At 34.4% G+C, this 12,706-nt stretch carries 9 protein-coding genes and 1 tRNA gene; 5 read left to right on the top strand and 5 right to left on the bottom strand.

Translation table 11 applies throughout. The features are described from left to right. Positions 1-49: 49 nt before the first annotated feature. Entirely contained in the window at positions 50-1,777 is a 1,728-nt protein-coding gene (locus NAT50_RS02190) for a tetratricopeptide repeat protein (RefSeq protein WP_250591028.1), read from the top strand. Positions 1,778-1,837: 60 nt separating this feature from the next. On the opposite strand, the gene NAT50_RS02185 is transcribed toward NAT50_RS02190, so the two are convergent. Then, the gene (locus tag NAT50_RS02185; protein WP_250591026.1) at positions 1,838-2,389 is read right to left on the bottom strand and encodes a class I SAM-dependent methyltransferase; all 552 of its coding nucleotides are present in this window, start codon (positions 2,387-2,389) and stop codon (positions 1,838-1,840) included. Between the two features lie 5 nt (positions 2,390-2,394). After that, complete coding sequence (locus tag NAT50_RS02180; RefSeq protein ID WP_250591024.1) at positions 2,395-3,783, bottom strand: dipeptidase; 1,389 nt, start codon at positions 3,781-3,783, stop codon at positions 2,395-2,397. Between the two features lie 177 nt (positions 3,784-3,960). Here NAT50_RS02180 and NAT50_RS02175 point away from each other — a divergent pair. From NAT50_RS02175 to NAT50_RS02165, 3 genes are all read left to right on the top strand, one after another. After that, a tRNA-Leu gene (locus NAT50_RS02175) sits at positions 3,961-4,042 on the top strand. Between the two features lie 99 nt (positions 4,043-4,141). Continuing rightward, complete coding sequence (aspS, locus tag NAT50_RS02170) at positions 4,142-5,893, top strand: aspartate--tRNA ligase (RefSeq protein WP_250591022.1); 1,752 nt, start codon at positions 4,142-4,144, stop codon at positions 5,891-5,893. Positions 5,894-6,036: 143 nt separating this feature from the next. Beyond that, entirely contained in the window at positions 6,037-6,234 is a 198-nt protein-coding gene (locus tag NAT50_RS02165) for a cold-shock protein (protein WP_250591020.1), read from the top strand. Between the two features lie 142 nt (positions 6,235-6,376). Here NAT50_RS02165 and NAT50_RS02160 read toward each other — a convergent pair whose 3' ends face one another. Next, positions 6,377-7,561: a T9SS type A sorting domain-containing protein gene (locus NAT50_RS02160; RefSeq protein ID WP_250591018.1), complete on the bottom strand. Its 1,185-nt coding sequence runs from the start codon at positions 7,559-7,561 to the stop codon at positions 6,377-6,379. Between the two features lie 65 nt (positions 7,562-7,626). Continuing rightward, positions 7,627-8,067 (bottom strand): nucleoside deaminase, encoded by a 441-nt coding sequence (locus NAT50_RS02155; RefSeq protein ID WP_250591016.1) that lies wholly within the window; start codon positions 8,065-8,067, stop codon positions 7,627-7,629. Between the two features lie 38 nt (positions 8,068-8,105). On the opposite strand from NAT50_RS02155, the gene NAT50_RS02150 reads away from it, so the two are divergent. Beyond that, a complete protein-coding gene (locus tag NAT50_RS02150; protein ID WP_250591014.1) occupies positions 8,106-9,872 on the top strand; it encodes a 1-deoxy-D-xylulose-5-phosphate synthase in 1,767 nt (588 codons plus the stop codon). Positions 9,873-9,902: 30 nt separating this feature from the next. Here NAT50_RS02150 and NAT50_RS02145 read toward each other — a convergent pair whose 3' ends face one another. Next, positions 9,903-12,644 (bottom strand): T9SS-dependent M36 family metallopeptidase, encoded by a 2,742-nt coding sequence (locus NAT50_RS02145; RefSeq protein WP_250591012.1) that lies wholly within the window; start codon positions 12,642-12,644, stop codon positions 9,903-9,905. Positions 12,645-12,706 lie beyond the last annotated feature (62 nt).

The following is a 12,706-nucleotide window of genomic DNA, read 5'->3' as shown; positions in this document are numbered from 1 at the left end:
ATGTTTTTTTATTTAATTTAGCCAAAAATACCAGATCCCCAAAACAACAATGAGTCGAAGTAAATTATATTTTGGTTTTCTTTTCACTTTCTTTTTCATAAAAATTAATGCTCAGCAAATTGTTGTTCCAAATTCTTTAAACAAGGCTAAAGATTTTGAATTTGTCATCCAACAAGAGAATGAAAACTGTAAAGACACGCTTTCTTTACAAAACTATTTAAAACCATTATTGCAAAAGCAATCTAATGCACATGCTTCATTGTACAACGCCTTGTTGGCTAATGGCTATAAAAAAATTCAGGATAGTATAACTAGAGGTAGCAAAGAATTGTATCTGAAATCCATCCAACAAGCTAAGGTTACAAACAATAAGCCCTTGATCATATGGACTAAGCTAAATTATGTTAAATGCTTATATCATTTTAGGAAGTACCCTGAAATGCTCCCTACATTATTGCAAATTCTCGAAGATATCAAAGAAATAAAAAGAGAAACTCTAATTTTTCCAGGTGATTCATATAAAAAAATAGGCTGGATCATGCAAACCCTCTCCGATTATCCAGAGGCGGAGCATTATCTACAGTTAGCTCTGAAACATACCAATCCCAATTCTGCTGAATATGCGTCAATATTGGATACTTATGGTATTAATTTTTATAAAATCCGCAATTATAAAAAAGCATTAGAACAATTTAACAAGGCCGGATCCTTAGCTTTAAAAGTAAAGGATAGCCTGAGATATGCCAAGGTATTGGGAAATAAAGCAATGGTTTATAAGGATCAGAAAGATTATGTAAAAGCGATTGTTCTTTTAAAGGAAGATATAACGATATCGGAATGGTTGAATGATTCTAAAAATACCATGTTTGCCTCAATCGCTTTGGGGAAAATCTATTTAGAAAATAAAAGGTTTTCTGATGCAGAAGAGATTTTGCGTAAAGCTGAAAAAATTGCAGTTTCTAAGTCTTATTTGAGAAAATCGGAGTTAGAGATCATCAAACTAAAATTGGAATTATTTAAAAATAAACCCAATGTTCCAGAGGAACTTGTGGCTCATAGACGTATGCTTGTTCTAGAAGATTCTCTTCAAAAAGCAGATGGAGAAACGCAAATTCATCTTTTAAACTGGCAAATTCAAAAAGATAAATATCAAGAAAAAATAAGTCAAACGAATAAGTTGTACAAAAAAGAGGTTTTCAGTAAAAAACTGTACAGCATTCTAGCGGTTGTATTAATTTTATTTGCTGTATGGATTTACTTTTATCAGAAGAATAAACATAAAAGAGAACAAATAATTTACGAGGAAAAAGTAAAAGCATTAGAACTGAAAAAAGCCGAAATAGAGCTTGCATTAAAGAGTACCAATAATGATTTGAACAATCAGGTAGCTTACATAAAAAATAAAAATCTTGAAATTAAGAAATTGAGGTCCGAAATAGAATCTATAAAAGCCTCTTCGTATTATTATCTCGAAAAAGAGAGTGGAAAATTAAAAGCCTTACTGGATTCACACCTGATGACCGATCAAAATTGGGTTAATTTTAAGGTGCAATTCGAAAAAGAAAATTCGGATTTTTGCCAAAAACTTTCTGAGGATTTTCCAGAACTCACAGATTCTAATTTGCGGATTATTTATTTACAGAAACTAGGTTTCAGTACTCTTGAAACTTCCGAGTCTCTCGGAATTACTCCAGATGCTGTGAAGAAAGCCAAACAACGATTGAAGAAGAGATTAGGAAAAAAATACGAAACACTTTTCGAATTAGTGCAGAACTAAAATGTGTTATCTCGATTTTTGTGACGCTTCTTCTCTAAAGAAACAATATCTTTTACGTTTTTATTTTTTACAAATATAAATAAAAGCAGGAGGAAGGTTTAAAGGAGTAAAATTAATTTTTACTTCTGAAAAATAGGATTCAAGTTTCTTTTTTGCATTTAGAGAATACTGAAACTGAATGTATTTTCCTTCCGGAGATAATACTTTGCCTGAATTTTCGAGAATTTTGTCTACTACTAAATCTGGAATCATGGCAAAAGGTAAAGAAGATACAATATAATCTACAGAGGTGTAACCGTGTTGATTGATATAGTCTTGTACTTTTTCCGCACTATCACTAATTAGTATTAATCTAGGGTCTTCTATTTTGCGTAATTCTTCGAGAAAAGTAGGGTTGATTTCAAGAGACAATAATTTTGAATCAGGCTTCATTTTCTCTAGCAGTTTATGGGTGAAAACACCAGTGCCAGGACCAAATTCTACGATACAGTTTGCCGTGGAAAAATCGATCGGGGCCAACATTTTTTTGGCTAAAAAAGAGGAACTAGGCGACAAAGCGCCTATAGTTCCTGTTGATTTTAAAACTTCAGAGATAAACTTTTTCTGACTCACCTTAATTATTTATTCATTTCGGCGAAATATTTGTAAAACAAAGGAATAGTTTCGATTCCTTTTAGGTAGTTGAAAACACCAAAATGTTCGTTTGGTGAATGAATAGCGTCACTATCCAAACCAAAGCCCATCATAATAGTTTTTGATTTTAATTCTTGTTCAAAAAGCGCAACAATAGGAATACTTCCACCTGAACGAACTGGGATTGGTGCAACACCAAAAGTTTCGGTGTAGGCTTTTGCCGCCGCTTGATAGCCAACGCTGTCAATAGGAGTTACATAACCTTGTCCACCATGATGTGGTTTTACTAATACTTTTACAGCCTTTGGAGCAATGCTTTCGAAATGCTTTTGGAATAATTCTGTAATTTCTTCCCAATTTTGGTTCGGAACCAAACGCATTGAAATTTTTGCATATGCTTTGCTGGCAATTACTGTTTTAGCACCTTCTCCAGTATAACCACCCCAAATTCCATTCACATCCAAGGTCGGACGAATTGAGTTTCTTTCGTTAGTTGTATAGCCTTTTTCACCAAATTCTTCTGCAATATCTAAGGCTTTGTTGTAATTGTCTTGATTAAAAGGACGTTGTGCCATTTGCGCTCTTTCTTCAGCTGATAACTCTTCTACTTTATCGTAAAAACCAGGGATTGTGATGTGGTTGTTCTCATCATGTAAAGAAGCAATCATTTTGGTTAACACATTAATTGGGTTAGCTACCGCACCACCATATAAACCAGAATGTAAATCACGGTTTGGTCCAGTCACTTCCACTTCTACATAGCTTAAACCTCTTAATCCGGTAGTAATAGAAGGCTGTTGGTTCGAGATCATTCCTGTGTCTGAGATCAAGATCACATCGTTGGCTAATTTTTCCTGATTTCTCTCTACAAACCATCCTAAACTTTTAGAACCTACTTCTTCCTCACCTTCAATCATGAATTTCACATTACAAGGTAAGCAGTTATTAGCAATCATGTATTCAAATGCCTTTACGTGCATGTACATCTGGCCTTTGTCATCACAAGCGCCACGAGCAAATATAGCTCCCTCTGGATGTATTTCAGTGGGTTTAATGACAGGCTCAAATGGAGGAGAGGTCCATAATTCTATTGGATCAGCTGGCTGTACATCATAGTGGCCATAAACTAAAACCGTCGGAAGCGATGGGTCAATTATTTTTTCACCATAAACGATAGGATACCCTGGAGTCTCACACAACTCCACAAAATCGCAACCTGCTTTTTCAAGACTAGATTTTACGGCGTTTGCGGTGTCAATAACATCTTGTGCATATGCACTATCGGCACTAACCGAAGGTATTTTTAATAAATCGATTAATTCGTTTAAAAAACGTTCTTTGTTTTCTTGAACGTACTGTTTTATATTTTCCATTTTTAATTTGAATAGTAAAAGTCAAAGATAGCAAAATGAAAATTCCAAATATCATTTTCCATTCTAAATTACAAAGAGATGATTTGTGTTGTGTTTCGAAAATGAATTTTTTGGTGTATTTTTTTGTTTACTGTTTGCAATTTAAAAATAATGTCTATATTTGCACTCACAATTTCTGCGGGTGTGGCGAAATTGGTAGACGTGCCAGACTTAGGATCTGGTGCCGCAAGGCGTGTAGGTTCGAGTCCTATCACCCGCACAAAGCTCAAACGAAAGTTTGGGCTTTTTTTATTTTACTGCTTTTCTGTTCGACTATTCTAAACAAAAAAAGTTAAATTTGCATTCAAATTTTTACAAAATGTACAGAAGTCATAATTGTGGCGAATTAAATGCGTCACATATTCATACAGAGGTAACCCTTGCAGGTTGGGTTCAAAAATCTAGAGATAAAGGATTTATGATATGGGTCGATTTACGTGATCGCTACGGTATTACCCAATTGATTTTTGATGAAAGTCGTACGGATAAAGCCGTTTTCGAATTAGCTAAAACACTAGGACGTGAATTCGTTATTCAAGTTAAAGGTACAGTAATCGAACGTGAGTCCAAAAACCCAAACATATCTACTGGTGACATCGAAATTTTAGTTTCTGAGTTAAAGGTTCTTAATTCAGCGATTACTCCTCCATTTACTATCGAAGATGAAACAGATGGTGGAGAAGATATTCGTATGAAATATCGTTATTTAGATATTCGTCGTAATCCAGTAAAAAATAGTTTGTTATTCCGTCATAAGGTGGCTATGGAAGTTCGTAATTTCCTTTCTAACAAAGGATTTTGTGAAGTGGAAACGCCTTATCTTATTAAGTCTACTCCTGAAGGAGCTCGAGATTTCGTGGTGCCTAGCCGAATGAATCCGGGACAATTTTATGCTTTACCACAATCGCCACAAACTTTCAAGCAATTGTTAATGGTAGGAGGAATGGACAAATATTTTCAGATCGTGAAATGTTTCCGTGATGAAGATTTACGTGCCGATCGTCAGCCAGAGTTTACTCAGATTGATTGTGAAATGGCTTTTGTAGAGCAAGAAGATATTTTGAATACATTCGAAGGCTTAACCCGTCATTTATTAAAAGAAATCAAAGGGATAGAGGTCGACAAATTTCCAAGAATTACCTACGAATATGCAATGAAAACGTATGGTAACGATAAACCAGATATACGTTTTGGAATGGAATTTGGCGAGCTGAATGAATTTGCACAACACAAAGATTTTGCTGTATTTAATTCTTCTGAGTTAGTGGTAGGTATTGCTGTTCCTGGTGGAGCTGCTTATACTCGTAAAGAAATAGATGGTTGGATTGATTGGGTAAAACGACCACAAGTTGGGGCTTCAGGAATGGTATATTGTAAATACGAAGCCGATGGTACATTAAAATCTTCTGTAGACAAGTTCTATGATCAAGAAGATTTGAAAAAATGGGCTGAAATAACGAAAGCCAATCCGGGAGATATTATTTTTGTATTATCAGGACCTGCAGACAAAACGCGCGGTCAGTTAAGTGCTTTGCGTATGGAGTTGGGTAATCGTTTAGGGTTACGAAAACCTGACGAATTTGCTCCACTTTGGGTAGTAGATTTTCCACTTTTAGAATGGGATGAAGAAAGCCAAAGATATCATGCGATGCACCATCCATTTACTTCACCAAAACCAGAAGATATACATTTGATAGGTACAGAACCTGGAAAAATCAGAGCTAATGCTTATGATATGGTGTTGAATGGTAACGAAATTGGAGGAGGTTCTATACGTATTCATGATAAAGAATTGCAAGCTAGAATGTTTGAATTATTAGGATTCACTCAAGAAGAAGCTGAAAATCAGTTTGGATTTTTAATGAATGCTTTCCAATATGGTGCGCCGCCACATGGAGGTTTGGCCTTTGGTTTAGATCGTTTGGTGGCTATTTTAGGTGGTCAAGAAACCATTCGAGATTTTATCGCGTTCCCTAAAAATAATTCTGGTCGTGATGTGATGATAGACGCCCCTTCAGTTATTGATCATAAGCAACTGGACGAATTATCGATTCAACTAAATGTACAATAGATAGAGTGGGCGTTAAGCCCACTTTTTTTGTTTTAAAAAATCAAAATAGCTGTATAATTTTTTTGAAAAAATGGCAATAAAACTTTTTTGTTTTAATAAAAAGTATATCTTTGATTTATTATTAATTTATTTTTTTTAAAAAAATGCGCACAGGCAAAGTAAAATTTTTCGTTGAATCTAAAGGTTTTGGATTCATCACTGACGATGAAACAGGAACAGATATCTTCGTACACGTTACCGGAACAAACGGTAAAGAGTTAAAAGAAGGTGACAAAGTTTCATTTACAGAAGAAGACGGACGTAAAGGTAAAGTGGCTACTAATGTACAAGTAGTTGGCTAATTATATATAGTATTTTTAGATTACCAGAATGAAGGTTACACCGCTCCAAATTGGAGCGGTTTTTTTATGCTATTATGGAAAGGGGAAGTATTTTTTTTAATGTATTTATATGAAATTTCTATTAATATTTTTTACTTTAAAATTATTCTTTTACTACTTTTTTAGTGGAAATTCCTTCATTTGTATAGATTTTAAAAAGATAAATTCCTTTGGGTAGATGATTAATATTGATAATGTTTGTTGTGTTGTTAAGATTTTGTTTTTCTAAAATACGTCCATTAATATCTACTATATCAAGATTTGCATTAGTTGAATTATTAAATTCTATATATATTAAATTGTTAGCTGGGTTTGGATATAATTTAAAACTTGAATCTAATTTAAAGCCGTCTAAATCTAAGGTGTTAACGGTGAAACAATCAGAAGTTACCGTACAGGATCCAAGAGTTACGTCTACTTTGTAATCTCCAATCGTTATAGGAGTAAAATTTTGGTTTGTTTCCCCTGTTATTAAAGTGTTAGGACATTGATACCATTGATAAGTTGCTCCTGATTGTGTAGCTGTTAAAATTCCGGCAGATTCAGTTATATTCTTATTAATTGCTGATGGTTCAGTTATAGTGAAATTTTTAGTAGTTTGACAACCATTTAAATCTGTTATTGTACATGTGTAATTCCCTGCTAATAATCCTGAAGCCGATGCTTCCGTACCACCACTTGGAGACCAAGAGTAGGCATATGGAGCGACTCCTCCACTTGGACTTACTTTTGCAGAACCATCATTTCCTCCAAAACAAGTAACATTTGTTTGAGAGTCTGTTGCGCTAACAGCAGTTAAGGATCCGATTACCCTATATTGTAAAGTTAAGGTCCAGGTAACCGTTCCTCCGCCAGAACAATTTGATCCAGATGCTGTGGCTATATAAGTACCATAATTTGTAAAAGTAGGTTGTGTTAAAGCAGATGATGGTATTGAAATTGTGTGTGTTCCGGTATTTGCATCGCTCCCTATACCATCATTTTCAAAAGCACTCCAAGTAAAAGTGTAACTAGTTGGTAAACTACAATTATATACCTTGCTAAAAAAAGTATCATTTACTGTTCTGGTCCCAGGGCAGTTTATTCCTGATAAATCGAATACAAAATTACTAGCAGTAGAGCCGTCATTAATTGAAGCTCTCCATGAAGGGTCACTATCTCCAGCCCCAAAACCATCCATGTCATTAATATTAGAGGTTACAGTTGTAATTCTAAATTCAACAGTTTTTTGAGAGTATCCAAAATGTAAAGCGAATATTACTAATATTAAAAAATATTTTTTTTTCATTTTATTTTTAATTTTTATTCAAATTTAAAAATAAACATACTATATGTACAATAAAATAAATAGATCTACCTTTTTTTCTTAAAAAATGCTTTCATCAAAGACGAACATTCTTGTTCCATAACACCATAAACGATTTCAGTTTTAGGATGTAGTTTTCCACCCATAGCTCGAAACCCTCTATGTTCGTCAGTAGCACCACAGACTATTTTACTAATTTGGCTCCAGTATAAAGCGCCGGCACACATTTGACAAGGCTCTAGAGTAACATAAAGGGTACAGCCTTTGAGGTATTTTCCACCTAAAAAATTAGCGGATGCTGTTATTGCCTGCATCTCGGCGTGCGCAGTTACATCGTTAAGCATTTCGGTAAGATTATGACTTCGAGCAATAATCCGATTGTCTACCACAATTATGGCGCCCACAGGGATTTCGCCTTGTTCGAAAGCCGTTTCAGCCTCTAATAAGGCTTTTTTCATAAAATACTCGTCAGTGAAAATATTTTCCATAAAAACAAAATTACAATTTCAAGTTGTACATTTGTCTTATGAGTGAAAAACTATTGCAAAAAATTGATTCTCCAACCGATTTGCGAAAATTAGAGCTTTCGCAATTACCACAAGTAGCGAAAGAACTTCGCGAATTTATCATCGGAATAATATCTCAGAAAGAAGGGCATCTTGGTGCGAGTTTGGGAGTTGTGGAGTTAACGATTGCTTTGCATTATGTGTTTGATACTCCAGAAGATTTATTGGTTTGGGATGTTGGTCATCAGGCTTATGGCCATAAAATTTTAACCGGAAGGCGTAATGTTTTTCATACCAATCGTGATTTAGGAGGAATATCAGGTTTTCCAAAACGTGAAGAAAGTCAATATGATGTTTTTGGTGTAGGACATTCTTCAACTTCTGTTTCGGCGGTTTTAGGAATGGCTCTAGCCTCAAATTTAAAAGGGAATACAGAAAGGAATCATATTGCAGTAATCGGTGATGCTTCTATAGCATCAGGAATGGCCTTTGAAGCGTTAAACCATGCAGGTGTTACAGATGCCAATATTTTAATTATTTTGAACGACAATGCTATTGGTATAGATCCTAGCGTTGGAGCCCTCAAAGAATATCTTACTTCTTTCAAAGAAGGTCATCTACACGAAGAAAATAATATTTTTAAAGCATTAAACTTTGATTACTCTGGACCGATTGACGGTCACAATCTTGAAGAATTAATTTCGGAACTGAATCGATTAAAAACGGTTAAAGGTCCAAAATTTCTTCATGTCCTTACGACTAAAGGGAAGGGATTGCAGCTAGCGGAAGAAAATCAGGTAAAATATCACGCGCCAGGTAAATTTGATCCAGAAACAGGTAAAATTTATCCGAAAGAGGAAGGAGATTTACCTCCAAAATTTCAAGATGTTTTTGGACATACTCTGGTGGAATTGGCCAGATTAAATGAATCTATCATTGGAGTTACTCCTGCAATGCCATCTGGATCTTCTATGAAGTTTATGATGGAGGCTTATCCTGATAGAGCTTTTGATGTGGGTATAGCGGAACAACATGCAGTAACTTTGGCTGCTGGAATGGCTACCCAAGGGATGGTTGTTTTTTGTAACATTTACTCAACTTTTCTGCAACGCGCTTACGATCAGGTGATACATGATGTGGCGTTACAGCGACTTCCTGTTATTTTATGTATAGATAGGGCTGGAATTGTGGGCGAGGATGGTGCGACTCACCATGGCGTTTTTGATTTAGCTTATTTAAGTTGTATTCCAAATTTAATTATAGCTGCACCAATCAATGAAATTGAGTTGCGAAATTTAATGTATACGGCTCAATTAGGATTAGAATTGCCTATAGCTATTCGTTATCCAAGGGGTAGAGGAAATATTAGAGATTGGCAACAACCTTTTTGCAAACAAGAAATAGGTAAAGCTTTTTGTTTGAAAGAAGGTAATCAAATAGCTGTTTTGTCAACTGGAACCATAGGGAATAATGTTATAAAGGCTTTGGAAAATAGTGGACGAAATGATATAGCTCATTATCATTTTCCTTTTGTAAAACCTTTAGATTCTCTAATGCTTCATCAAATTGGAAGACAGTTTAAAAAAATTGTCACGATAGAAGAAGGAACGGTTAATGGTGGTTTTGGGAGTCTTGTGAGTGCTTTTCTTTTAGAGAATAATTATTCTATTTCGGTGCATAAATTCGGAATTCCGGATGTTTTCATAGAACACGGCACCGTCCAGCAATTACATGAAATCTGTAAAATAGACGTAGTTAGTCTTCAAAAATATTTTGAGTCTGTATAAAAAAACTCCGCAAATTGCGGAGTTTTTAAGTTAGTTTAAAATTATTTTCTGTGAATGATTTATATTCTCACCTTTTATGTTTAGAATATAAATACCTGATTGTAATTGATTTAAATTAAGTGTTTTTACACCTGAAATAGATTGAGTGTTTTCAGAATAAACCACTCTTCCATTTAAATCTACAATAGTAATGACTGAATCGGTTACATCTCTATCGATAGAAATATTTAAATTGCCATTTGTAGGATTTGGATAAATATTTATTGAATTTGGATTTATAAAATCTTCTTTAGCTAAAGTAGGAGGTAAATCAGTATAAAGAGTTGTAGGGTTATCTCTAAGACCGTCTACACCCACATTGCTAACTCCAGAATTTGCACTATAACCTACACCTCTTCTTGCAAAAACTCTCCATATAAGTTCATAGTCTGCTCCTCCTGTTGTAATTTGATCGGCTTCAAGAATAGCATCACGTCCTGAAATAAAACTTGGTGCACATCCATCTATTTTGATACCGTCCAAAACAATTTTCATTACTTTATTATTTCCTCCAGTGCCATTATAAATGTTGCTGTCATAACCATATTTACCTATATAGGCCCATGCAAGATCCCATAAAATTGTGGCCCATACGCTTCCAACGGAATGCACATCAACCCTGTCTACATTGGGGGTAACAGATGTGTCAGTGTACCACATTGTGCTTATGACTGCATAAGTTTGAGGGTTAACCGACATGTCAGTTGAATATGGATATCTTCGTATTCCAGGTCCATTTGTTGGTTGGTTGCTTGCAAAAGTACCTATTCCCCTTTTATCTGTTCCAGTATCGCCAGGTTTTATTTGCATCATTAACCAAAACCAGTCGGACCATCCTTCTCCCATTTGTTCAGAACTAGAGAGACAATTACCGGAAAGTCTTGTTGAAATACCATGCCCATATTCGTGAGCAATGATACCGTTATCAAAATCACCATCAGCATAAATATTGCTATTGCTATTAATTAAAGTCGTGTTTATTGACCCTTCATTCGTAAGTGCATTTATTAAAGCATCACCATCTATTTTTGATAATCCAATAGCTGGAATGGTAACGCCAGCATCACCACCTCCAATTCCCCAAGCAGTATTTGAATTATTTACTATTATTACGGCTTTTGCACCAGCATTTTGAGCAGCGATTACTTTAGCTGTAAAATTACAATTACCCCTTCTTACTACTACTATTTTGTTTGTCAAAGAAGTTGTAGCTGGAGAACATGCGTCATTCGGATCAGTACTAACTCCGTCACTGTTGTTATCTACAAAAAGTACAATTTGACCCGACATATTGGTTGGTGTAATAGGTAATTCTACGTGACCTGCAGTAAAACTATTGTCAATTGCTAAGTATGTAGTTCCTGAAAGAGAGCCACTAGTGATTTGTACCTTTATAGGGTCAGTATGTTCCCATAAATACATTTGCATTCTTGGTTTGCTTCCATCGATAGGGGTAGAGAAATTTGCATTGTTATAACTTGGAGTTGGTTTTTGAGAGGCATCTTGTGCTTCTGCTAATACATAGTCGCCTTCTGCTCCTCCTCTTGAGTAATTTTTATCTTGAAAATTTTTATTAATTTCATTAAATCCATATTGATACCATAAGTCATGCATAATATTATTCATGTAGAATAAATTTGTAATTGCTGCATCAATATTATTTGCGGGCGTACTTGTTAAACCTGAGTATGAATAGTCAAAATTTAAATTTGGATATGTTCCCGATGAAGCAGTAGTAAATGTACTAGGACTCGGAGGATTTGAATTTGTATAATCGGAATAAGCAAAAACATTATTCCCTTGTGTATGATTGAATGTCGTTGGGTTAGAACTTCCACCTATTGTACCATTATTATTATGCCATCCGTTAGGTGAAGCAGCTACAGATAAGGGCGCTAAAGCGGTAGTTGATTCAGGATTTGTTACAATTGTTCTTCCGTCCGTTGCAGAGGGAAAAGCTGCTTTATAATGATTTGGACTTTCATAATTCCAAGGTATTACCTTGTAGCTTGTTGTTCCAGGATTCAATAAAGCATTTTTTTTAGTTAATTCTATATTATTGTCTTGATTTTTAAATATTAAGGAATGGTCATTAGTAGAGAAATCATGTTTTTTGTGAAAAGTACACTTTATTGTTTTATTCTCTTTCTCTATAATAGTTCCATTTTCAGCATCGATAAAAATATTCCAAAGGTCTTTATCTCCTATGTTAGAGTAATATTCAAAGAAATATGAGAGTTTTAGTTCGTTTTTTGGAGTATAGTAATAAACTAATTGCCCATTAATGAATTGGTTGTTTGTGTTTTTGCTTTGTAATTTAAATTTATTGTTTTCAAACTTAGAAACAGAAAATTCGTCAACTCTATCATTTGTCGAATTTAACGCTATTTTTAACGCAGAATTTAAATCGATTTTTTGAGTTAATTTTTTTGCATTCGTTGAAAAATCTTTAATAAATTTATTTTTTCCTGAAATTTTCCCTGAAGGATGGATTAAAAAGTTTGAATCGTTATTGAAAACGGGGATTCCATTAAAGGTTTGTTTGACATGGCAAACGGTAACATTACTCGTTGTAACAAATTCGTCTGAAACGATGATATTATCGATCTCTGTTTTTGATAATTTTAATTTGGACTGGTCATCGTTTAAATGTTTTCTTATCTTGTCTGTATTTGACTGTGCAAAGGAGACTAGTGAGATAAGAAAAATGGGAAAAAGTAGTTTTTTCTTCATTTTATTTATTTTGGTTGGTTATTGCGCAAAGTTATTAATATTTTATTAAAATAATTATAAAG

The sequence above is a fragment of the Flavobacterium luminosum genome, assembly GCF_023635005.1.
GTDB classification, from domain to species: Bacteria; Bacteroidota; Bacteroidia; order Flavobacteriales; family Flavobacteriaceae; genus Flavobacterium; species Flavobacterium luminosum.
Note: the sequence above shows the minus strand (reverse complement) of the source record. Positions and strands in the feature narration are given on the sequence as shown.

Coding starts and splice junctions, on each gene's coding strand:
- NAT50_RS02190 (WP_250591028.1), top strand. CDS start 50: ATGAGTCGAAGTAAATTATATTTTGGTTTTCTTTTCACTTTCTTTTTC.
- aspS (WP_250591022.1), top strand. CDS start 4,142: ATGTACAGAAGTCATAATTGTGGCGAATTAAATGCGTCACATATTCAT.
- NAT50_RS02165 (WP_250591020.1), top strand. CDS start 6,037: ATGCGCACAGGCAAAGTAAAATTTTTCGTTGAATCTAAAGGTTTTGGA.
- NAT50_RS02160 (WP_250591018.1), bottom strand. CDS start 7,561: ATGAAAAAAAAATATTTTTTAATATTAGTAATATTCGCTTTACATTTT.
- NAT50_RS02145 (WP_250591012.1), bottom strand. CDS start 12,644: ATGAAGAAAAAACTACTTTTTCCCATTTTTCTTATCTCACTAGTCTCC.
- NAT50_RS02180 (WP_250591024.1), bottom strand. CDS start 3,783: ATGGAAAATATAAAACAGTACGTTCAAGAAAACAAAGAACGTTTTTTA.
- NAT50_RS02155 (WP_250591016.1), bottom strand. CDS start 8,067: ATGGAAAATATTTTCACTGACGAGTATTTTATGAAAAAAGCCTTATTA.
- NAT50_RS02150 (WP_250591014.1), top strand. CDS start 8,106: ATGAGTGAAAAACTATTGCAAAAAATTGATTCTCCAACCGATTTGCGA.